At 70.6% G+C, this 19,659-nt stretch carries 22 protein-coding genes, 1 tRNA gene and 2 pseudogenes; 9 read left to right on the top strand and 16 right to left on the bottom strand.

The window, feature by feature from the left end; translation table 11 throughout:
* Window positions 1-60: 60 nt before the first annotated feature.
* The 6 genes and pseudogenes from H8R17_RS25650 to H8R17_RS25630 all read left to right on the top strand — a co-directional run bounded on the left by H8R17_RS25650 (window position 61) and on the right by H8R17_RS25630 (window position 5,159).
* Window positions 61-942 (top strand): DUF2797 domain-containing protein, encoded by an 882-nt coding sequence (locus tag H8R17_RS25650; RefSeq protein ID WP_187825558.1) that lies wholly within the window; start codon window positions 61-63, stop codon window positions 940-942.
* 132 nt (window positions 943-1,074) lie between these two features.
* Complete coding sequence (locus tag H8R17_RS25645) at window positions 1,075-2,073, top strand: amidohydrolase family protein (RefSeq protein WP_187825557.1); 999 nt, start codon at window positions 1,075-1,077, stop codon at window positions 2,071-2,073.
* Window positions 2,074-2,180: 107 nt separating this feature from the next.
* A complete protein-coding gene (locus tag H8R17_RS25640) occupies window positions 2,181-2,918 on the top strand; it encodes a response regulator transcription factor (RefSeq protein WP_187825556.1) in 738 nt (245 codons plus the stop codon).
* Window positions 2,919-3,019: 101 nt separating this feature from the next.
* A pseudogene (locus tag H8R17_RS25635) lies at window positions 3,020-3,841 on the top strand (sensor histidine kinase); the annotation flags it as partial.
* A gap of 137 nt (window positions 3,842-3,978) precedes the next feature.
* A pseudogene (locus tag H8R17_RS47395) lies at window positions 3,979-4,282 on the top strand (MFS transporter); the annotation flags it as partial.
* 115 nt (window positions 4,283-4,397) lie between these two features.
* The gene (locus H8R17_RS25630) at window positions 4,398-5,159 is read left to right on the top strand and encodes a TetR/AcrR family transcriptional regulator (RefSeq protein ID WP_187825555.1); all 762 of its coding nucleotides are present in this window, start codon (window positions 4,398-4,400) and stop codon (window positions 5,157-5,159) included.
* Between the two features lies 1 nt (window position 5,160).
* Here H8R17_RS25630 and H8R17_RS25625 read toward each other — a convergent pair whose 3' ends face one another.
* From H8R17_RS25625 to H8R17_RS25610, 4 genes are all read right to left on the bottom strand, one after another.
* A complete protein-coding gene (locus H8R17_RS25625; RefSeq protein ID WP_187825554.1) occupies window positions 5,161-5,631 on the bottom strand; it encodes a PPOX class F420-dependent oxidoreductase in 471 nt (156 codons plus the stop codon).
* A gap of 735 nt (window positions 5,632-6,366) precedes the next feature.
* Window positions 6,367-7,188, bottom strand: coding sequence for a YceI family protein (locus tag H8R17_RS25620; RefSeq protein WP_187825553.1), 822 nt, complete (start codon window positions 7,186-7,188; stop codon window positions 6,367-6,369).
* A gap of 102 nt (window positions 7,189-7,290) precedes the next feature.
* On the bottom strand, window positions 7,291-9,810 hold the full coding sequence (locus H8R17_RS25615; RefSeq protein ID WP_187825552.1) for an MFS transporter: 2,520 nt from the start codon (window positions 9,808-9,810) through the stop codon (window positions 7,291-7,293).
* Between the two features lie 13 nt (window positions 9,811-9,823).
* Entirely contained in the window at window positions 9,824-10,339 is a 516-nt protein-coding gene (locus tag H8R17_RS25610; protein WP_187825551.1) for a MarR family winged helix-turn-helix transcriptional regulator, read from the bottom strand.
* Window positions 10,340-10,546: 207 nt separating this feature from the next.
* Here H8R17_RS25610 and H8R17_RS25605 point away from each other — a divergent pair, with 207 nt between their 5' ends.
* Window positions 10,547-10,759 carry a hypothetical protein gene (locus tag H8R17_RS25605; RefSeq protein ID WP_187825550.1) on the top strand — a complete coding sequence of 71 codons (213 nt, stop codon included), beginning with the start codon at window positions 10,547-10,549 and terminating at the stop codon, window positions 10,757-10,759.
* A gap of 70 nt (window positions 10,760-10,829) precedes the next feature.
* On the opposite strand, the gene H8R17_RS25600 is transcribed toward H8R17_RS25605, so the two are convergent.
* The 6 genes from H8R17_RS25600 to H8R17_RS25575 form a co-directional block, all read right to left on the bottom strand.
* Window positions 10,830-11,582, bottom strand: a complete 753-nt coding sequence (locus tag H8R17_RS25600; RefSeq protein ID WP_187825549.1) for a hypothetical protein — start codon at window positions 11,580-11,582, stop codon at window positions 10,830-10,832.
* Window positions 11,583-11,719: 137 nt separating this feature from the next.
* Window positions 11,720-12,646, bottom strand: a complete 927-nt coding sequence (locus H8R17_RS25595) for an RNA polymerase sigma factor SigF (protein WP_187825548.1) — start codon at window positions 12,644-12,646, stop codon at window positions 11,720-11,722.
* A gap of 245 nt (window positions 12,647-12,891) precedes the next feature.
* Window positions 12,892-13,740 (bottom strand): RNA polymerase sigma factor SigF, encoded by an 849-nt coding sequence (locus tag H8R17_RS25590; RefSeq protein WP_187825547.1) that lies wholly within the window; start codon window positions 13,738-13,740, stop codon window positions 12,892-12,894.
* 155 nt (window positions 13,741-13,895) lie between these two features.
* On the bottom strand, window positions 13,896-14,189 hold the full coding sequence (locus H8R17_RS25585; RefSeq protein ID WP_187825546.1) for a Dabb family protein: 294 nt from the start codon (window positions 14,187-14,189) through the stop codon (window positions 13,896-13,898).
* The gene (locus tag H8R17_RS25580) at window positions 14,186-14,365 is read right to left on the bottom strand and encodes a hypothetical protein (protein WP_187825545.1); all 180 of its coding nucleotides are present in this window, start codon (window positions 14,363-14,365) and stop codon (window positions 14,186-14,188) included. Before H8R17_RS25580 ends, H8R17_RS25585 begins: the two co-directional genes overlap by 4 nt.
* Window positions 14,366-14,544: 179 nt before the next feature.
* Entirely contained in the window at window positions 14,545-14,793 is a 249-nt protein-coding gene (locus H8R17_RS25575; RefSeq protein ID WP_187825544.1) for a hypothetical protein, read from the bottom strand.
* Between the two features lie 295 nt (window positions 14,794-15,088).
* Here H8R17_RS25575 and H8R17_RS25570 point away from each other — a divergent pair, with 295 nt between their 5' ends.
* Entirely contained in the window at window positions 15,089-15,601 is a 513-nt protein-coding gene (locus tag H8R17_RS25570; protein WP_316959532.1) for a hypothetical protein, read from the top strand.
* 93 nt (window positions 15,602-15,694) lie between these two features.
* Here the strand turns inward: H8R17_RS25570 and H8R17_RS25565 are convergent.
* From H8R17_RS25565 to H8R17_RS25550, 4 genes are all read right to left on the bottom strand, one after another.
* Window positions 15,695-15,779: transfer RNA gene (locus H8R17_RS25565), tRNA-Ser, on the bottom strand.
* A gap of 44 nt (window positions 15,780-15,823) precedes the next feature.
* The gene (gene tadA / locus H8R17_RS25560) at window positions 15,824-16,255 is read right to left on the bottom strand and encodes a tRNA adenosine(34) deaminase TadA (protein WP_187825592.1); all 432 of its coding nucleotides are present in this window, start codon (window positions 16,253-16,255) and stop codon (window positions 15,824-15,826) included.
* A gap of 59 nt (window positions 16,256-16,314) precedes the next feature.
* Window positions 16,315-16,848: a hypothetical protein gene (locus tag H8R17_RS25555; protein WP_187825593.1), complete on the bottom strand. Its 534-nt coding sequence runs from the start codon at window positions 16,846-16,848 to the stop codon at window positions 16,315-16,317.
* A 313-nt stretch (window positions 16,849-17,161) separates the two neighbouring features.
* Window positions 17,162-17,410, bottom strand: a complete 249-nt coding sequence (locus H8R17_RS25550; protein WP_187825597.1) for a hypothetical protein — start codon at window positions 17,408-17,410, stop codon at window positions 17,162-17,164.
* Between the two features lie 282 nt (window positions 17,411-17,692).
* On the opposite strand from H8R17_RS25550, the gene upp reads away from it, so the two are divergent.
* A complete protein-coding gene (gene upp, locus H8R17_RS25545; RefSeq protein ID WP_187825543.1) occupies window positions 17,693-18,328 on the top strand; it encodes a uracil phosphoribosyltransferase in 636 nt (211 codons plus the stop codon).
* 91 nt (window positions 18,329-18,419) lie between these two features.
* On the opposite strand, the gene H8R17_RS25540 is transcribed toward upp, so the two are convergent.
* A complete protein-coding gene (locus tag H8R17_RS25540; protein ID WP_262505501.1) occupies window positions 18,420-19,061 on the bottom strand; it encodes a LytR C-terminal domain-containing protein in 642 nt (213 codons plus the stop codon).
* A gap of 100 nt (window positions 19,062-19,161) precedes the next feature.
* Window positions 19,162-19,458, bottom strand: coding sequence for a type II toxin-antitoxin system VapB family antitoxin (locus tag H8R17_RS25535; RefSeq protein ID WP_004943146.1), 297 nt, complete (start codon window positions 19,456-19,458; stop codon window positions 19,162-19,164).
* Window positions 19,459-19,659: the final 201 nt, after the last annotated feature.

Here is a 19,659-nt window from a genome sequence, read left to right as displayed (position 1 = left end):
AGCGCAGGTCAGAGGCATCCGTAGGGCCGTTGTCAGTGGTGCCCCCTACTCTCGGTCCCGATGGCACAGGCGTGGAGGTGCTCGGGGCTGCGGTGGTCCGCCGACGGTCCCGTGCTGGCGTGGGACGGCGGGCGGCGCAGCGCGCTGGCCCGGGGGAAACGGGTGGCCTTCGGGGTCGCGGAAGGGGGAGTGCGGACATGTGTGGGGGCGAGGGGTCACGCCTGTCCGGTGCGGGCCGTCGTACCGGGGCGGAGTACGGGGGCCCGGTGCGAGCAGTGCGCGCGGCTGGACCGGGCGCACTCGGTGGCCGCCGACACGTTCGCGGACGATCCGCGGCCGTACCACGTATATCTGGCGTGGTTCGGGCCCGGCATGGCCAAGGTCGGGATCACGGCGCTGGAGCGGGGGTCGGCGCGGCTGCTGGAGCAGGGGGCGGTCTGCTTCAGCTGGCTGGGGACGGGACCGCTGATGGCCGCGCGCCGCACCGAGGAACTGCTGCGGGCCGCGCTGCGGGTGCCGGACCGGATCCCGTACGCCGAGAAGCGGGCGGTGCGGTCCGAGCTGCCCGGCGCGGCGGCGGAACGAGCGGCCGAGATCGCGGAGTTGCACGCGCGAGCCGGCGCGCTCGGCGGCTGGCCGGAGTCGCTGGTCCGGGAGCCCTTCCGGGCCGTTGACCACGTCGACGTGTTCGGGCTGACGAGGCTGCCGCCCGCCGCCGGGGAAGTGGCCGAGCTCGTCGCCGGGGGTGCGGTCAGCGGGGAGTTGGCGGCGGCGGCTGGGCCGGACCTGCATGTGGCGACAGACGGGGGGCGGGTCGTGGTGCTGGACACGCGGTTGATGACCGGGTGGGAGCTGATTCCTTCGGGGGGTGGTGAAGTCACGGTGCCGGTGCGGGAGATGAGGAAGGCGGCGGGGGTGGGCGAGCAGGACGGGCTGTTCTGAATCCGCCAGTCGATCGGCCGGTCGGTCCGCCGGTCGCGCAGCCGCCGCGCGACGGAATGCCGCAGCCGCCGCGCGACGGAATGCCGCACGGGGTGTGGACGCGGCGCACCGGCACGGCCGATCGTGGGCGGCATGAGCGATCACCGCATGGAGGACGGACCGACGGGGGCGCCAGCCGACGCTGCCGGCCCGGCCCACGCCGTCGACTCCACAGGCGTCGCCGAGCCCGCCGCCGTCCGGCAGTTCTGGGAGCGGCTCGGGCTCCCCGGACTCGTCGACGTGCACACGCACTTCATGCCCGAGCGCGTCCTGCACAAGGTCTGGGGTTACTTCGACGCGCTCGGCCCGCTGACCGGAGGCGTCGAGTGGCCGATCACCTACCGGAAGGAGGAGGACGAACGCACCGCGCTGCTGCGGCGGTTCGGGGTGCGTGCCTTCACGGCGATGCTGTACCCGCACAAGCCGGGCATGGCCGCGTGGCTGAACGGCTGGGCGTCCGGCTTCGCCCGCCGTACCCCCGACTGCCTGCACACCTCGACGCTGTTCCCGGAGCCGGGAGCCGAGGCCTACGTGCGGGAGGCGGTCGAGGCGGGGGCGCGGGTGTTCAAGGCGCATGTGCAGGTGGGGGCGTACGATCCGGCCGACGAACTCCTCGACCCGGTGTGGGGGTTGCTCGCCGAGGCCGGGATACCCATCGTGATCCACTGCGGCTCCGGACCGGCTCCCGGCAAGCACACCGGGCCCCAGCCGGTCGCCCGCGTGCTGGCCCGGCACCCCCGGCTGAGGCTGGTCGTCGCGCACATGGGGATGCCGGAGTACGAGGACTTCTTCGACCTGGCCGAGCGGTACGGCGAGGTGCGGCTGGACACGACGATGGCGTTCACCGACTTCGGCGAGCGGTTCGCGCCGTTCCCTCGGCGTGCCCGGCCCCGGCTGGCCGGTCTCGGCGACCGGATCCTGCTCGGGACGGACTTCCCCAACATCCCGTATCCGTACCTCCACCAGCTGCACGCCCTGGAGCGGCTGGACCTCGGGACCGCCTGGCTGCGGGCGGTGTGCCACGACAACGGGGCCCGGCTGTTCGGCCTCCCGACGCCCCCGACGGAGCAGCCCGCACGCCACACCGAGTAGCCGTCACTGCACTCCCAGCCGCCCCCTGAGAAACACCTGTGCGTTTCTCAGAGAAATCACAGCTTCTGGAAAGAGGTCTCTCAGAGCGCCCGGACATCGTGAGGAGCATGACCACGACCTCGCCCCAGGGGCGCACCGAACTGCTGAGGCCGGACGGGAGCCCCGTCCGAGTGCTTGTGGTGGACGACGAGATGTCGATCACCGAGCTGCTGTCCATGGCCCTGCGCTATGAGGGATGGCAGATCCGGAGCGCGGGGGATGGCCAGGGCGCCATCCAGACCGCGCGGGAGTTCCGGCCCGACGCCATCGTCCTGGACATGATGCTGCCGGACATGGACGGGCTGTCCGTGCTCGGGCGGCTGCGCCGCGAGCTGCCCGACGTGCCCGTCCTCTTCCTCACCGCGAAGGACGCCGTCGAGGACCGGATCGCCGGGCTCACCGCCGGTGGCGACGACTATGTCACCAAGCCCTTCTCCCTCGAAGAAGTCGTCGCCCGGCTGCGCGGTCTGATCCGCCGCTCCGGCGCCGCCGACCGCCGCTCCGACTCCGTGCTGGTCGTCGGCGACCTCACCCTCGACGAGGACAGCCACGAGGTCACCCGCGATGGGCAGTCCATCCACCTGACCGCCACCGAGTTCGAGCTGCTGCGCTTCCTGATGCGCAATCCGCGGCGCGTGCTCAGCAAGGCGCAGATCCTCGACCGGGTGTGGTCGTACGACTTCGGCGGGCAGGCCAACGTCGTCGAGCTGTACATCTCGTATCTGCGGCGGAAGATAGACGCGGGCCGCGAGCCGATGATCCACACCCGGCGCGGCGCCGGCTATCTGATCAAGCCCGCCGCGTAATGAGCTCGCGCTGCGCGAGCACCTGTACGAGCAGCTGAACGAGCAGGTGCGCGAGGTGGCGATGCGGGTCTCGGGCGGCCCGGCGGACGGTCGGCCGCCCCCGGGTCGGCGCAGCGCTCAACCGGATGCTGGACCACGTCCACGGCGCGCTGCACGCCCGCCAGGAGAGGGAGACGCGGGTGCGGCAGTTCGTCGCGGACGCCAGCCACGAGCTCAGGACCCCGCTCGCCTCCATCCGCGGGTACGCCGAACTCACCAGACGGGGAAGGGAACAGGTCGGCCCCGACGCCCGGCACGCGCTCGGGCGGATCGAGTCCGAGGCCGGACGCATGACCCTGCTCGTGGAGGACCTGCTGCTGCTCGCGCCTGGACGCAGGGCGGCCGCTGCAGTTCGAGCAGAACGACCTCGTCCCCCTCGTCGTGGACACCGTCAGCGACGCCCGCGCGGCCGGCATGGACCACAACTGGCGGCTCGACCTGCCCGACGAACCCGCCCTGGTCGAGGCGGACGCGGCCCGCCTCCAGCAGGTCCTGGTCAACCTGCTCGGCAACGCCCGCAACCACACCCCGCCCGGTACGACCGTCACCGCCCGGGTCCGGCGCAGCGGGCCGTGGCTGTGCGTGGACGTCGAGGACAGCGGGCCCGGCGTCGCGCCCGAGTTGCTCCCGAACGTCTTCGAACGGTTCGCGCGCGGCGACTCCGCGCGCACCCGCGCCACCGGATCCACCGGCCTGGGCCTGGCCATCGTGCAGGCCGTGGCGACCGCGCACGGCGGCGCCGTGACCGTCGACAGCGTGCCCGGACGGACCGTGTTCACGATCAGCCTGCCCGTGTCCGCGCCAAGGTGAACGCCGAAACGAACCGGCAACCGGACTCACAGGCACAGCACAGCGTCACCACACGGATACAACAGGGCACTTGAGAAGAGTCGGTTCCATGCGAACCGACTCTTCTCCCGTTCCCTGCCGGCGTGGGAGCACCTCCCGGCCGTGGGAGCCGGTACGCCTGTCCTGGACGTAGTGATCCCCGTCTACAACGAGGAGAGGGACCTCCGACACGGCGCACGCGATCATGAGCTCGATACCGCGGGAGAAGGCGGGCGTTGGTGCCGGGGTCAACGTGTTGGGGGCCGTGCTCAATGCGCGGTTCGCTGCGGGGGTTTCTGTGGCGGCGAGTTCATTGCCGGCGGCGTTGGCGTCTGCCGGGAGTGAGGCCGAGAAGGGGCGGATTGTGGGGGCGTTCTCTGATGGGCTGGAGTCGAGTCAGTTGGTGGGGGCGGTGGCTGTGCTGCTCGGGGGGGTTCGTGGCGGCGGGCTTGCTGTGGAGGGCGGAGCGGGGAGACTCGGAGGTTGGAGGTGCCTAAGAGCTCGGGGGCGCGGTGGAATTGCGGCTGCGCGTTTGTTGTGGTTGATCGCGCAGTTCCCCGCGCCCCTTGCGGGGCGCTCAGCATCCCTGCGTTGGAAAGTTGAGGTAGTGCCATGGTGAAACCGGCCCAGCGGGGTGCTCGGACCAGTGTGTGGGTGCAAGGGAAAGCGCGGCGGGGTGGGCGTGGTGGCGGGGGGCAGCCGTCGGGGCTGGACCGGGAGCGGATCATCGCGGTGACCGTGCGGTTGCTGGATGCCGAGGGGCTGGCGAGGTTCTCCATGCGGCGGCTGGCCGCCGAGTTGAACGTCACGGCGATGTCCGTCTACTGGTACGTCGACACCAAGGACGACCTGCTGGAACTGGCGCTGGACGCGGTGATGGGCGACATCCGGCTGCCCGACCCGGACGCGGACGAGAACTGGCGGGACCAGTTGCGCATGCTGGCCCGGGAGTACCGCGGTGTGCTGGTGCGGCACCCCTGGGTGTCGCCGCTCGCCGGCACGTACCTCAACATCGGCCCGAACTACCTCGCCTACTCGCGCACCGTACAGCGCGTCATCCGCAGGACCGGGCTGCCCGAGCACGCCCTGACGGGTGCCATCTCCGCCGTGTTCCAGTTCGTGTACGGCTACGGCACGCTGGAGGGCCTGCTCCAGGTACGGGCCGCCAACTCCGGGACGGCCCTGGACGAGTACTTCCAACACGCCATGAGCGCGGTGGCCGAGGTACCGCAGGCCGCCGACGTCATCCAGGAGTCCCAGGAGATCATGGCGGCCCGCGGCGGCGACACGGTCGGGGAGATGCTGGAACGGGACTTCACGTTCGCCCTGGACCTGCTGGTGGCGGGTATCGAGGCCATGGTCGCCCGGAGCTGACCTACGCGCCCTCGGCCAGCCGCGCCGGGAACCCGCCCGTCGCCACCGGCCCCCACTTCTCCGGCGTGACCCGAATAATCGACTTGCCCTGCTTCATCATGGCCGCCCGATACTCGTCCCAGTCCGGATGCTCACCGGCGATGTTCCGGTAGTACTCGACAAGCGGCTCCACAGCGTCCGGCATGTCGATGACCTCGGCCGTGCCGTCGATCTGGACCCACGGCCCGTTCCAGTCGTCGCTCAGCACGATCAGGCTGACCCGCGGATCCCGCTTGGCGTTGCGCGTCTTGGCCCGCTCCGGGTAGGTGGAGACCACGATCCGCCCCGAATCGTCGACCCCACAGGTCAACGGCGACCCCTGCGGGCTGCCGTCGGCACGGCGCGTGAGCAGGATCGCGCGGTGGCGGGGGCGTACGAAGTCGAGCAGGTTGTCGAGGGAGACGCGGGTGTTGGTCGCAATGTTCGGTGCCATGGGGGCAGCCTAGAGCCCCGGGTTCCGCTTCAGCCTGACCCTGGTGTGCTCAGGCAGCCGGGCCTACCAATCGTGCAGGGTGGGCTCACCGGGATCCTCCCGACTCGTTGTCCTCGACGCCTGTGTCCGGTGCGGAAAGACGCAGGCCGCGCGACTCGGCGACGCGCAGTGCGTCGCTGGGCACTCGGCGAGCCGAATCCGGGGTAGCGCACTTCGGCGTGGGCAAGGTTTCCTTCCTCGACGGAGAAGCTCCGTCCGGGCGCGTTCAACGCGAGATGCGCATACTCCAGGCGGACGCGGCGACGTTCATGGGACAGCTCGTCTGGGATGCCTCTCAGCGGCGGGACCACGCGACAGCCCGCTCGTACTACGCGCAGGGGGCCGAAGTGGCTCGTCATCTGGGCGACCCGAACGCGGAGGGCACGCCGGTCGAACCTGTCCGAGACCGCGAGCTGTTGCGCGTGGGACTCGCCGTGTTGGGCATTGCCGGTGCGGCACTCGCAGTGTCGCTGTCGGGCGTCTCGGACTTGACCGCTGGCGTACTGGTTGCCGCCGCCGCGGTGCTGTCCCTTCTGCTGACGTTCGGACGTCGGTGGCACCACTACCTGCCGGTGGCGGAGTTCTTCAAGCCCGGCCCCTGGCCTGCTGCCCGCTCGTCCCAAACCTTAAGGGGGGCGGGGAACGCCGCACGCCAGTGCAGCCACACGAGAACGAGCAGCACATGTTCCCGTGACTTCATGCCTGCGGGAGTACTTCCCCTAGCACCGCCTGGACGTCCAGCTCCACCTTCAGCGTCGTGCCGACGGCCGCGATGCCCGCCTGGACGACCTGGTTGTAGTTCATCGCGAAGTCCTCGCGCCGCAGTTCCGTGGTCGCGCGGAAGGCGGCGCGGGTGCCGCCCCACGGGTCGGTGCCGGTGCCGAGGTAGGACAGGTCCAGGTCGACCGGGCGTACGACGCCGTGCAGGCCCAGTTCGCCGTGGACCGTCCAGCGGTCGGGGCCGGACCGGGTCAGGCCCGTCGAACGGTAGGTGATCTCGGGGTGGTTCGCGACGTCCAGGAAGTCCGGCGACCGGAGGTGGTCGTCGCGCATGCCGTTGCCCGTGTCGATCGACGCGGCCTTGATGACCGCCTCCACGCGGGACTCGGTGACATCGTCCGGAGCGATCTCGACGGCGCCCGAGAACTCCGTGAAGCGGCCGTGCACGCTGGAGATGCCCAGGTGCTGGGCCACCGCGGCGACGGAGGAGTGGACCGGGTCGATGGTCCACGGCCCCGGTGGCGGCAGCTCGGTGCCGCCCTGGCGGGCCAGCGTCACCGTGCCGGCTTCGGCTCGCCCGCTCGCGGTGACGATCGCGCTGGACGCGGCGGGCGCGTAGCCGACGGCGGTGACGATGACGGTGTACGCCCCCGGCTGCAGCGGCGTGGTGTCCCGCACGGCGCCCTCGGCGTCCGCCTCGGCCCGCAGCACCTGCGTGCCGGTCATGTCGGTCACCGTGACGACCGCGTGCGACACGGCCCATCCGTCCCGGGTTCGGATCCTCGCGGTCAGTCCCATCTCAGAACTCCTTGACAGGGACCGGCCCGTGGCAGGCAGGCGCACCTCCGCTCAGAGCGCGCGTGCCGCCACGGGCCGGGGTCTTCGGGGGGTTGAGCGGCCTCACTCGCCGGGGTGGGCGAGGTCGATGTCGTGGTCGTCGACGCCGCCGCCGGTGACGGTCCGGGCGGTGGCCCGCGGCGGGTAGCCCGTGGCGATGACGGTGTACTCGCCGGTGTCCAGGTCGGTGAAGGCGTACGCCCCGTCCGCCCCGGTCGTCGCCGTGCCGACCACGTTGCCCGCCGCGTCGACCAGCGTCACGCGGGCGTCGGCCAGCGGCCCGTGCGGGGCCCGTACGACACCCTGAAGGCGGGCGCCGGCGTCCAGGTCGACATCGATCCGGGTGACGCCGGTGCCGCCGATCTCGACGGGCAGGGCGCGCGGCCGGAACCCGGCGGCGTTGACGGCGACGGTCACCGCGCCCGGCACCAGGTCGGTGAGCGCGAACTCGCCCTGCTCCCCGGTGGCGGCGTGCGCCAGCAGGTCGCCGCGCACATCCGTGACGACCACCATGGCGTCCTTGACCGGCACCCCGGTCCCGGCGGTGCGCACGTGCCCGGTCAGGCCGCTGGTGCCGGACAGCAGGATGTCGTACTCGACCGGCTCGTCGCCCACAACGACCGTGGACGCCTGCGGCTGGAACCCGTCCGCGGAGGCGATCAGCACGTACGACCCCGCACTCGGCGCGTCCAGCGCGTAGGAGCCGTCGGCCCGCGTGACCGACCGGCCCAGCTGGCGCCCGGCCAGCGAGATCAGCGTGACCGCGGCCTGCGCAACGGGCGCGCTCTCGGCGCCGCGGACGAAACCGCGCACCGGGGTCCCGCCGCCGGACGAACCGCCGGAGGCTCCCGTGGGGCGGGCCACCGTGGCGACGGCGGCGAGCCGCTGGGTGCCGTCGGGACCGGCACCGGTGTCGGAGGTGACGGCCCAGCTGGGCGCGTGCTCCGGGGCGGCCGACGCGGCCGGCGCGGGAGCGTCGGCGGCCTCCGGTGTGGCCGGCGCGGTCTCGGCGGCCTGGTCCAGGGCGCCCTTGGTCTTCAACGGGACCTCCTTGATGAACAGGGCGAACAGCAGGGCGAGCAGAGCGACGGGCGCGGTGTAGAGGAAGACGTCCGCGATGCCGTGGCCGTAGGCGCTCTCGATGACGTTCCGGACCGGCGCGGGCATCGCGGCCAGGTCGGGGATCTCCCCGTGGCCCGACGAGCCCTGCACGCCGAGCTTGGTGAGGCCGTCTGCGGCGTAGTGCGTGATCCGGTGGCTGAGGACCGCACCCAGGGCCGAGACGCCGACGGCACCGCCGAGGGACCGGAAGAAGGTCACCACCGAGCTGGCGGCGCCCAGGTCGGTCGGGTCGACCTGGTTCTGCGTGGCCAGCACCAGGTTCTGCATCATCATGCCGACGCCGAGGCCGAGCAGGGCCATGAAGACGGCGACGTGCCAGTACTCGGTGTCGTACCGGATCGTGCCCAGCAGGCCGAGCCCCGCGGTGACCAGGACACCGCCCGCGACCAGCCACGCCTTCCAGCGTCCGGTGCGGGTGATGACCTGCCCGGAGACGGTGGACGAGACGAACAGGCCGAGGATCATCGGGATGGTCATGACGCCGGACATGGTCGGCGACTTGTCCCGGGCCAGCTGGAAGTACTGGCTGAAGAAGATGGTGCCCGCGAACATCGCGACGCCGACGAAGAGCGAGGCCAGCGAGGCCAGGGTGATGGTGCGGTTGCGGAACAGCCGCAGCGGGATGATCGGCTCGCTCGCCTTCGACTCGACGAGCACGAAGATCAGCAGCAGCGCGAGCGCGCCGCCGGTCATCGCGTACGTCTGCCAGGACACCCAGTCGTACTTGTCACCGGCGAAGGTCACCCAGACCAGCAGCAGGCAGACCGCGGCGGTGATGAAGAAGGCGCCCGCCCAGTCGACCTTGACCTTCCGCTTGACCACGGGCAGGTGCAGGGTGCGCTGGAGCACGATCAGGGCGATCACGGCGAAGGGCACGCCGACGTAGAAGCACCAGCGCCAGCCGAGCCAGTCGGCGTCGGTGATGACACCGCCGATCAGCGGGCCGCCGACCATGGCGGTGGCGAAGGTGGCGCCGAGGTAGCCGTTGTACCGGCCGCGCTCGCGCGGGGAGATCATCGCGGCCAGGATGATCTGGGCCAGCGCGGACAGGCCGCCCATGCCGATGCCCTGCACCGCGCGGAAGCCGATGAGCATCCCGGCGTTCTGCGACAGGCCGGCCAGCGCCGAGCCGGCCACGAAGATGATGAGGGCCAGCTGTATCAGCAGCTTCTTGGAGAACAGGTCGGCGAGCTTGCCCCACAGCGGGGTGGACGCGGTCATCGCCAGCAGCGACGCGGTCACGACCCAGGTGTAGGCGCTCTGGCCGCCGCCGAGGTCCTTGATGATGTCGGGCAGGGCGTTGGAGACGATCGTCGACGACAGGATCGCGACGAACATGCCGAGCAGCAGCCCGGTGAGGGCTTCCATGATCTGCCGGTGCGTCATCGGAGCGTGGTCGCCGGAGGAGCCTCCCCCGTGCTTGGCATGAGCCCGCACACCGGCTGGTGTGGTCGTTGCCATGGGCTTCCTTCTCTTATGTGCTTGCGGGCGTACGGGTGGTCTTCGCGGCCGGGGGCGGCGCTGCGGGCGGCCGGGGCGGTGGGACCGGCGGGGGCGCGGTCCGGCAGTCGTCGAAACTCGCCCTGAGCCGGGCCATCAGCCGGGTGAGCTGGCCGACCTCCTCGTCGGACCAGTCGCCGAGGCGCTCGGCGAGCAGCTGGGTGGTGCGGCGGGTGAGTTCGCCGACCTGTGCGTGACCCGCGGGGGTGAGGCGCAGGATGCGGGAGCGCTTGTCCGCCGGGTCGGGGGAGCGCTCGATCCAGCCGCGCTCGGCCAGCTGGGCGACCTGGCGGCTGGTGACCGACATGTCGACGGAGAGCAGCTCGGAGAGCTTGCTCATGCGTATGTCTCCGTGGCGGTCGAGCAGGGTCAGTACGGTGGCGGAGCCGCTGGGGCAGTCGGCCGGCATGATGCGGCCCAGCTCCCGCTTCACGGCACCGAAGGCGCCGAACTGACGGACCAGCTCCTCGTACTGCGCGTTCCCGGCCATCGCACCTCCCCTTGTTTGTTGCTTAGGGCAACCATATGGGCTGTTGGTTGCTACAGGCAAATAAATCCGGAGGGCTCGCGGACAAAAACTTGGTAAAGGCAAGTATTGCGGCCGTAAACGCCGTGATCGTGGAGCCTCCGGTTTGTACCGGCTTGCGGCGGAGCCCCCACTTGGGCCGCACCCGTGGATTCGCTAGGGTCTCGGGCCATGGCTAACAACCAGGGCCCCCAGGGCAACCACGACCCCGCTGGCAGCACTCAGATGTTCCGCGCGTTCGTCGACGAGGGCGGCCCGCAGTCCCGCCAGGCCGTCGCCTCCTCCTCCTCCTCCTCCTCCTCGGGGCCGCGCATCGGCCTGATCATCGGTGTGGTCGCCGCCGTGGCGATCGTGGCGGCTGTGGCCTGGCTGGCGCTGAAGTAGGCCACCGCGGCCGGCGGGGTTCACCCAGGTCGGCCGAGTCGCCGGAGTCTGCCGAGTCGCCGGAGAGTCGCTACCGCCACTCGACGGAGACGTCCCGCGTCTCGACGTGCATGCCCAGCGGTACGCGCCACTCCTCGACGCACACCGTCCAGGTCTGCTTCTTCCGTGCCCCGGGCGCGATCGGCGCCGGAAGCCTCTCGGTCGACTCGACGGTCGCCCAGTCGATCCCGAGCGCGCCGATGACGTGCGTCTCGAAGGTCACGGTGCCCGAACCCACGGCGGTACCGCCGGTGTTGCGGAAGACCAGCGTCACCTTCTCGCACCAGCGCTTGTCGGCAGCCTTCCGCTCGGGCTCACCCACGCGCAGCGCGGCGAGCTCCTGAGGGGCGGTACGGCTGGGCCCCGGGCGCGGAGAGTTCGTCTCGTCATCGTCGGTACGAGGGGACTCGCCACCACCGCCCGGCGCCCCGCGTCCACCACCGTCGCCCGCACGCCGCTCCGCCCCGGGCGCGGACTCGGCGCCCCCGGCCCCCGGATCCCTCTCGCTCTCCACCGAGTTACTGCCGCTGCCGCTGCCGCTGCCGCTGCCGTCGCCCGACCGGTTGCCGTTCTCCGCCTCGTCGAGTGGTGCGAACGTCACCCCGCCTGTCGGCTCCGCCGTACCGGACGCCTGCGGTGGGCCACCCGCCACGCCGACGGCGACGTACGGATCGCTCCCGCCCCCGCTTCCGCACGCGGCCAGAACCCCGCCCAGACACACCACGGCCACCGACGCACCCACCACGACACCCCGGCGACCACGCGTCCACGTCCCTCGAAGCATCGCCACATGGTGTCTGACGCTCCGTCAAATAGTAACCCCCGCGATCCCCTTCAGTCTCCAGGGACCCACGGCAGGGACCTCGCGCGAAATCCCCTGGCTCTCGCCGTAGCCGACGTCGCGCGAGTGCTCCCGTCCCGTCAGTCCGAGATCAGGCCTTCCCTCAGCTGGGACAGCGTGCGGGTCAGGAGGCGGGAGACGTGCATCTGGGAGATGCCGACCTCCTCGCCGATCTGGGACTGGGTCATGTTGGCGAAGAAGCGCAGCATGATGATGCGGCGCTCGCGGGGCGGGAGCTTGGCCAGGAGGGGCTTCAGGGACTCGCGGTACTCCACGCCCTCCAGCGCGCTGTCCTCGTAGCCGAGGCGGTCCGCGAGGGAGCCCTCGCCGCCGTCGTCCTCGGGTGCCGGGGAGTCGAGGGAGGACGCCGTGTACGCGTTGCCGACCGCCAGGCCGTCGACCACGTCCTCCTCGGACACGCCCAGCACGGCGGCGAGTTCGGCGACCGTCGGGGAGCGGTCGAGCTTCTGGGAGAGCTCGTCGCTGGCCTTGGTGAGGGCCAGGCGCAGTTCCTGGAGGCGGCGCGGGACGCGCACCGACCAGGACGTGTCACGGAAGAACCGCTTGATCTCGCCGACCACCGTCGGCATCGCGAAGGTCGGGAACTCCACGCCCCGTTCGCAGTCGAAGCGGTCGATCGCCTTGATCAGCCCGATGGTGCCGACCTGGACGATGTCCTCCATCGGCTCGTTCCGGGAGCGGAAGCGCGCCGCCGCGTACCGCACCAGCGGGAGGTTGAGCTCGATCAGGGTGTCCCGGACGTAGGCGCGCTCCGGGCTGTCCTCGTCGAGCGCGGCGAGCCGCAGGAACAGGGAACGGGACAGGGTGCGGGTGTCGATGTCCGCCGAGGCCGGCAGGGCCGGGGTATCGGCGGCCGGGAGCGTGGAGGTGGGCGCGGCTTCCAGCGCCGCCACGTCATCGATGGGGCCGAGTGCGTCGAGCGCATTGGGCGCTGTCTCGCTCTCCGCGAGCGTGAGCACCTTCGAGCTGCCCTGTTCTGCGGACATGCCACCCCCTTTGGGTCGCGGGACGGTCGCGGCGAACGCTCCCGTCCGAGGAACGCAGCCTTCACCTGAATACCGGCGCCGAGGCCCCGGCAAACGCTCTTCCCGCAGAATGTCACATGTCGGCAACACGCTGTAGTGACATGTCGACATGCGAGACGCGAAAGAGCCCTGGAAACAGGGGGTCTGACGGCGTTTCGGTGCAGAACTTCCAGGATCAGCCCAGGTGAGCGATTCGCTCGTGTCGGTTACGCCTCGATCGTGTTTGCGGATCGCAGCCGCTGGAAGCTACGCGCGAGTAGCCGCGACACATGCATCTGGGAGACGCCGAGTTCCGCACTGATCTGCGACTGGGTGAGATTGTTGTAGTAGCGCAGAAGGAGAATTCGCTGTTCCCGTTCGGGGAGTTGGACGAGGAGATGGCGGACGAGATCGCGGTGTTCCACGCCGTCCAGCGCGGGGTCCTCGTAGCCGAGCCGGTCCAGTAGCCCGGGCAGCCCGTCGCCCTCCTGCGCGGCCTCCAGCGAGGTGGCGTGGTACGACCGCCCGGCCTCGATGCAGGACAGCACCTCCTCCTCGGTGATGCGCAGCCGCTCGGCGATCTCGGCGGTGGTCGGGGTGCGCCCGTAGGCGGTGGTGAGGTCCTCGGTGGCGCTGTTGACCTGCACCCACAGCTCGTGCAGCCGGCGCGGTACGTGGACCGTACGGACGTTGTCCCGGAAGTACCGCTTGATCTCGCCGACCACCGTCGGCATCGCGAAGGTCGGGAACTGCACGCCCCGGTCCGGGTCGAAGCGGTCGATGGCGTTGATCAGGCCGATGGTGCCGACCTGGACGACGTCCTCCATCGGCTCGTTGCGGGAGCGGAAGCGCGCGGCGGCGTAGCGCACGAGCGGGAGGTTGGCCTCGATGAGCGCCCCGCGCACCCGGCCGTGCTCCGGTGTGCCCGGCTGAAGCTCCTTGAGCTGGGCGAAGAGCACCTGGGTGAGCGCCCGGGTGTCGGCGCCCCGGCTGCGCGGCGGCGCCGGGGTGGGTTCCTGGGGTGGTGCTTGAGGCGCAGTACTGGCCGGCACGGTCAACTCCACCTCGTGATCCATCAACTCATCCGTCAAAAGCGGTCATAGCATCACAAGACAGTTCATTGTGTTCAAGTACCTCATAACTACGTGTTGGGTATGAAATGGTGCGTAATACGCAGCAAAGCCCCCCGCCGGAGAGGCGGAGGGCTGCGGTGGGCTCCCGCGGAGCGGGCTCAGAACTCGTAGTCGGCGATCACCCACGTGGCGAACTCGCGCCACAGCGCGACGCCCGCCTGGTGGTCCGGGTGCTCGACGTACCGGCGCAGGGCGGTCGCGTCCTCGAAGGCGGAGTTGATCGCGAAGTCGTAGGCGATGGGACGGTCGCTGAGGTTCCAGCCGAGCTCCCAGAAGCGGATCCCGGGGACCCGGCCGTCGAGGGCGCGGAAGGCCTTCTCGCCCGCGACGACCCGCGGGTCGTCGCGGGCGACGCCCTCGTTGAGCTTGAACAGGACCAGATGGCGGATCATGACTTTCCTCCGTTGGCGACCCAGGTCATGAAGTCGCCTATGGCCTTGGCGGCGTCCGATATGCCCTCGAACCCTATCTGGACGTAGTCGGCGGCCTTGGACGGATCCGTGATGATCACGTACAGCGCGAAGACCACGAGCACGAACACGGCGACCTTCTTGGCGTTCAGCGCCATGGTGTGGCCTCCCCTGTCACTGATGTCAACGAGCGGCCACATGATCGCACGAAGGGCCCCGTCTGACGACGGGGCCCTTCTTCAAGCGGTAGCGGAGGGATTTGAACCCTCGGTGCTGAGGGAGGTGCGGCATGGCTAGAGCCATGCCCTCATCTCGTGCGCCCACCCGGGCACGCCGATCAGCCCTCTTCGTCTTCGGATAGGCGATCCCAGACCTCGCCCTCACACCGCAGTTTGAAGCCTTCCTGGGCAGCGACGCTCCTGGCATGCTTCTTGCTGCGGATTTCGACGTCCCAGTATGTCTTCGGGCCTGTGTAGGTGTCGAAACGGTCGTCCTGCACAGTGCGCCAGACCCGGTAGCCGACGCGCCCACGCCTGTCCGCGACAAGAACCATGATCTGATCAACGTTGGGATGAATCTCATCCATAACAAGACGATATGTCCCATTCTTTATCACCGGCAACCGTAACGGTCCTGGGCCACGGTGCCCACCGCGGCCGTCGCGCGCGACGAGTGGACGGATGAGGGCTGGCTCTTCGCGACCGAGACTGGCCGTGGCACGTCGCCCCGCACCGACTACGACGGTCTTGGCCCCTTCCCCGTCACCAACCGGCGATTGCCAGGACCTCGCAGTCTCGGACGCTCGTGCCTGCTGTGATCGGTACTGCTCCGGCAGCGGTCGAACGGCCAGACTTGTCGCACGCAGTGAGAGAGGAGCTCCGGTGCCGGCCAGCTACAAGGTCCACATAGGGGTGTCGTTGTTCCTGGCGGGGCTGACCGCGATCGCAGTGATCCTGACCCTGCTGCCAGGATCGCCAGTGGTACCCGCGGCCGCCGCTTTCACTCTGTTCGGACTGGCTTTTCCGGTGTTCGGGAGTGCGATGCTGCGGTGCTACCGCACAGGCATACTCACCCTCATCCAGGGCCCGCAGTTTCCCCTCCTGCTGTGGCACACGCCTCGATGGCTGCGAGCTGCGGCAGGGAGTCTCGCCGTTGGCGTAGTGCTGTGCGTCGTCGTCGGGGGAGTTCCCGCCAGCGGGCAGCCGGAGCGCACCGCGGGGGGCTACTACCTCAACAACCATGGGGACCTGCAGCCAGTGAGCCGCGCAACGTACGAGTCGGCTCTCAAGTCAAGGACGCGATGGTTCGACGCCGGGGCGACCTTGTTCTTCGCCGTGAGTGCTCTGATGGTCGCCGCCGCCCATCGGGCCGAGGAGGAGGCGTTGGACACGTGACGGAAGACGGTCACGGTGTGTAACTGATGTGCGGGTGAGACGGAGCAACGCGAAGGGGCGGCCCCAAACAGGGACCGCCCCTTCGTTTACCTGCGGTAGCGGAGGGATTTGAACCCTCGGTGACTTGCGCCACACTCGCTTTCGAGGCGAGCTCCTTCGGCCGCTCGGACACGCTACCGAGGGAGACCTTACAGCAAGGTGGGCCGCGGTCAGAAATCAGATTCAGCGGTCACGGAAGAAGTCCGTGAGCACGCCGGCGCACTCCTCGGCGAGCACGCCCTCGATCACCTCCGGGCGGTGGTTGAGCCGCCGGTCCCGTACGACGTCCCACAGGGAACCGGCCGCGCCGGCCTTCTCGTCGCGGGCGCCGTAGACGACGCGGTCGACGCGGGCGAGCACGAGGGCGCCCGCGCACATCGTGCACGGCTCCAGCGTGACCACCAGCGTGCAGCCGGCGAGCCGCCACGCACCGAGTTCGGCGGCGGCCCGCCTGAGGGCGAGGACCTCCGCGTGCGCCGTCGGGTCGCCGGTCGCCTCGCGTTCGTTGTGCCCGGCCGCGAGCACGGTCGTACCATCCGCGGACAGCACGACGGCGCCGACGGGGACGTCCCCGCCCCGGACGGCCCGCCGGGCCTCGTCCAGGGCGAGCCGCATCGCCGCCCGCCACCGGTCGCGCACCGGGTCCGGTGTCCTGCCTTCGGCCTGTGCGGCGGTCAGCGGACGGTCTCCAGCACCTCCGAGGCGCCCAGGGCCTCGGCGATCTCGGTGAGCGCGTCCTCGGTCAGGGTGCGCAGCTCCTTCTCGGTGACACCCAGATCCTCCAGGATCTGTGCGTCACCGACCGGGCCGTGCGGCACGGCCTCGGCGGACCCGGCGGCCGCGTCGCCGTCGTCGTCGGCTTCGTCCTCACCGTCCTCCGTGCCGTCGAGGTCGAGCGCGTCCAGGTCGGCGCCGTCGTCGCCGGGCTCCCGGCCGAGCAGCTCGTCGGTGAGCAGGATCTCGCCGTAGCTGCTGCGGGCAGCGGCGGCGGCGTCGGAGACGTAGATACGAGGGTCCTCCTCGCCGTCCACGCGGACGACGCCGAACCACCCGTCCTCCTGCTCGATCAGCACGAGCACCGTGTCCTCGTCGGGAGAGGCCTCCCGGGCCAGGTCGGCCAGATCCGACAGGGTTTCCACATCGTCGAGCTCCGTGTCGCTCGCTTCCCACCCGTCTTCGGTGCGCGCGAGCAGTGCGGCGAAGTACACCGTGACTCTCCCACTGGTCATAGGCGTGCCGGTTGGGGGTCCCCCCGGCGGAGGTTGCGGGCGGGGAGTTCAGCACTCCGAGCCCCACCCACTCGGAATCGTGGCAGAAACTAGGCGTTCAGGGGACGTCTTCGGCTCCCTGTGTCTGGCTGTTTCTCTCGCACGTCGTCGGGCGCGTCCGTACCGGACTCACCAGCGCACTCGTTGCCGCCACCTGCGGATCGTACGCGGCTCTTCCCACCGTCGGCGCACGGCCACCCGGGCAACATCCGCGCGCCGCGGGATCTTCCCGCTCGCGTTTCCCACCCGTTTCCTACCAGCGGAACGTGCGCATCCGCAGGGCGTGCCGCAACCGCGCGGTCCTGGCGCGGCGCGGCTGGACGCGGTCGCGCAGTTCGCGCGCCGCGGCCAGGTCGCGCAGGAACTGGGCGCGGCGCCTGCGGCGTTCGGCGCCCGTCTCGCCGGGCACGGGCGGCGCTCCGAGGTTCCGTAGTGGCGGCGCTTTGCGCGCCTCACGTATGGACGGATCCTGTTCGGATTCGCGGTCAGGCAGCTCAGGCATCGGCACATCACCCCGGTCCCGTCCCCCAAGGTCCGTCCCTCCCACTTTCCCCCGCACGGGCGCCTCCACACCAGCGTGCCGGCAGACTGCGTCGGCTGGCCCGCGTCTGCCGGGTGGCCGTCGGTTGGTGTGGGCCGGCGGCGGGTTGGGGGAGGCACGCACGCCCGCGGGTTACGGGCGCCTGCGCGCCGTCGTCGGGTGCGGCGCTGCGCGGGTGGGGCTTCGGTGCCGGGCGGGGCGGGCGTGGGTTCGTGGGTGCTGGGCGCGGTTACTGTTGTCGACATGCGTCTCCATGTCGTCGACCACCCCCTGGTCGCCCACAAGCTCACCACGCTGCGCGACCAGCGTACGGACTCCGCGACGTTCCGCCGGCTCGCGGACGAGCTGGTCACCCTGCTCGCCTACGAGGCCACGCGGGACGTGCGCACCGAAGCGGTCGACATCACGACCCCGGTCGCCTCCACCACCGGCGTCAAGCTCTCCCACCCGCGCCCGCTGGTGGTGCCGATCCTGCGGGCCGGCCTCGGCATGCTGGACGGCATGGTCCGGCTGCTGCCGACCGCCGAGGTGGGCTTCCTCGGCATGATCCGCAACGAGGAGACGCTCCAGGCCTCCACGTACGCCACGCGCATGCCGGAGGACCTCTCCGGGCGCCAGGTGTACGTCCTGGACCCGATGCTGGCCACCGGCGGCACGCTGGTCGCGGCGATCCAGGAGCTGATCAGGCGCGGCGCGGACGACGTGACGGCCGTGGTGCTGCTGGCCGCCCCCGAGGGCGTCGAAGTCATGGAGCGCGAACTGGCGGGCACGCCGGTGACGGTCGTGACGGCCTCGGTCGACGAGCGCCTCAACGAGCACGGGTACATCGTGCCGGGGCTGGGGGACGCGGGGGATCGGTTGTACGGGGCGGCCGAGTAGGCCCCGGCTGCGGGGGTCGTACAGCAGCCGTTCGTGCGCCGGCTCGCGTCGTACGGACGCTCCCGCACGGCCGCCGCTGCCGTACGCCGGCTCAGCAGCTCTTGTTGCCGGAGGAGGGTGCCGGCTTCGGCTTGTTCAGCGTGGCCAGGGCCCGGTCCGCCTGTGCCTTCGGGGTGAGCGCCTTGAAGGCGTTGCCGAGGACGAGGTCGACGGCGTCGCCCTTGCGGGCGCCGTCGGTGCGGCGCTCGGCGTCCGCGAGCTGAGTGCCGAGCACCCGCAGTGAGGTGTTCAGGGACGAGGCGGGGCCGAGCAGCACGCCGGTGCCGTCGACCTTCTTGTCGTACTCCTTGGTCGCGTTGCCCACCTCGCCGATCCTGAAGCCACGTTTCTTCAGCTCGTCGGCGGTCTGCTTGGCCAGGCCGCTGCGGGTCGTGGCGTTGAGCACGTTGACGGTGATCCGGCCGGGTTCGGGCAGCGCGGCCGGCCGGGTGCCGGGCGAGGGACTCGCCTTGGCCGGGCAGTCCGGCTTGGGGCCGGCCGCCGAGGCCTCGTCGCCGCCCGTGAAGACGTCGACGAGCTGGAGCGTGCCCCAGCCGATCACGCCGACCGCGGCGGCGGAGGCGACGACGGCGAGTACGAGCCTGCCGCGCCGCCGGTGGGGACGCATCCGCGGATACTTGTCCCCCTTGATCCGGTACTGGCCGCCCATGCCCGGAGGAGTCAGCATGCTCATGGGCGCAGCGTAGTGCGCCTGCGCGACGATGCCTACTAGATGATCATTGCACGTCGCACAGTCCAACCCGAAAGGGCCAAGACGCCGTGCGCGCGACCGGTCAGTCCAGCTCCAGGACTCTCGCGTGCAGGACCTGGCGCTGCTGCAGCGCCGCCCGCACCGCGCGGTGGAGGCCGTCCTCCAGGTACAGGTCGCCCTGCCACTTCACGACGTGCGCGAAGAGGTCGCCGTAGAAGGTCGAGTCCTCGGCGAGGAGGGTCTCCAGGTCGAGCTGCTGCTTGGTCGTCACGAGCTGATCGAGGCGGACCGGGCGCGGCGCGACGTCCGCCCACTGCCGGGTGCTCTCCCGGCCGTGGTCGGGGTACGGCCGGCCGTTTCCGATGCGCTTGAAGATCACACGGAAAGCCTACCGGTCGACACGTTCCGGGCGCAGCCATGAACGCCGAGTGCGACGCTGAAAAAAACGTGAAAAACCGGGGCAAAACCGGAAGAGATCCGGGACTGGCCGAGAACCGTCAGGAGAACAGTCCGAGAACAGGCGCCCGGATCACCGGCCCCGCGCTGGATCTGGGCGCCCTGCTCCGGGACGGCCAGTGCC

The sequence above is a fragment of the Streptomyces sp. TRM68367 genome (genome assembly GCF_014495685.1).
Lineage (GTDB): Bacteria > Actinomycetota > Actinomycetes > Streptomycetales > Streptomycetaceae > Streptomyces.
This window is presented reverse-complemented; position numbering and strand designations above follow the sequence as displayed.

Excerpts from the sequence above, each read along its gene's own strand:
- H8R17_RS25630 (WP_187825555.1), top strand. The coding sequence starts at position 4,398 with ATGGTGAAACCGGCCCAGCGGGGTGCTCGGACCAGTGTGTGGGTGCAA.
- H8R17_RS25540 (WP_262505501.1), bottom strand. The coding sequence starts at position 19,061 with ATGAGCATGCTGACTCCTCCGGGCATGGGCGGCCAGTACCGGATCAAG.
- H8R17_RS25615 (WP_187825552.1), bottom strand. The coding sequence starts at position 9,810 with ATGGCAACGACCACACCAGCCGGTGTGCGGGCTCATGCCAAGCACGGG.
- H8R17_RS25595 (WP_187825548.1), bottom strand. The coding sequence starts at position 12,646 with ATGTCCGCAGAACAGGGCAGCTCGAAGGTGCTCACGCTCGCGGAGAGC.
- H8R17_RS25590 (WP_187825547.1), bottom strand. The coding sequence starts at position 13,740 with ATGGATCACGAGGTGGAGTTGACCGTGCCGGCCAGTACTGCGCCTCAA.
- H8R17_RS25645 (WP_187825557.1), top strand. The coding sequence starts at position 1,075 with ATGAGCGATCACCGCATGGAGGACGGACCGACGGGGGCGCCAGCCGAC.
- upp (WP_187825543.1), top strand. The coding sequence starts at position 17,693 with ATGCGTCTCCATGTCGTCGACCACCCCCTGGTCGCCCACAAGCTCACC.
- H8R17_RS25640 (WP_187825556.1), top strand. The coding sequence starts at position 2,181 with ATGACCACGACCTCGCCCCAGGGGCGCACCGAACTGCTGAGGCCGGAC.
- H8R17_RS25650 (WP_187825558.1), top strand. The coding sequence starts at position 61 with ATGGCACAGGCGTGGAGGTGCTCGGGGCTGCGGTGGTCCGCCGACGGT.
- H8R17_RS25585 (WP_187825546.1), bottom strand. The coding sequence starts at position 14,189 with ATGATCCGCCATCTGGTCCTGTTCAAGCTCAACGAGGGCGTCGCCCGC.
- H8R17_RS25620 (WP_187825553.1), bottom strand. The coding sequence starts at position 7,188 with ATGGGACTGACCGCGAGGATCCGAACCCGGGACGGATGGGCCGTGTCG.
- H8R17_RS25580 (WP_187825545.1), bottom strand. The coding sequence starts at position 14,365 with ATGGCGCTGAACGCCAAGAAGGTCGCCGTGTTCGTGCTCGTGGTCTTC.
- tadA (WP_187825592.1), bottom strand. The coding sequence starts at position 16,255 with ATGCGGCTCGCCCTGGACGAGGCCCGGCGGGCCGTCCGGGGCGGGGAC.
- H8R17_RS25550 (WP_187825597.1), bottom strand. The coding sequence starts at position 17,410 with ATGCCTGAGCTGCCTGACCGCGAATCCGAACAGGATCCGTCCATACGT.
- H8R17_RS25575 (WP_187825544.1), bottom strand. The coding sequence starts at position 14,793 with ATGGATGAGATTCATCCCAACGTTGATCAGATCATGGTTCTTGTCGCG.
- H8R17_RS25600 (WP_187825549.1), bottom strand. The coding sequence starts at position 11,582 with ATGCTTCGAGGGACGTGGACGCGTGGTCGCCGGGGTGTCGTGGTGGGT.
- H8R17_RS25605 (WP_187825550.1), top strand. The coding sequence starts at position 10,547 with ATGGCTAACAACCAGGGCCCCCAGGGCAACCACGACCCCGCTGGCAGC.
- H8R17_RS25610 (WP_187825551.1), bottom strand. The coding sequence starts at position 10,339 with ATGGCCGGGAACGCGCAGTACGAGGAGCTGGTCCGTCAGTTCGGCGCC.
- H8R17_RS25625 (WP_187825554.1), bottom strand. The coding sequence starts at position 5,631 with ATGGCACCGAACATTGCGACCAACACCCGCGTCTCCCTCGACAACCTG.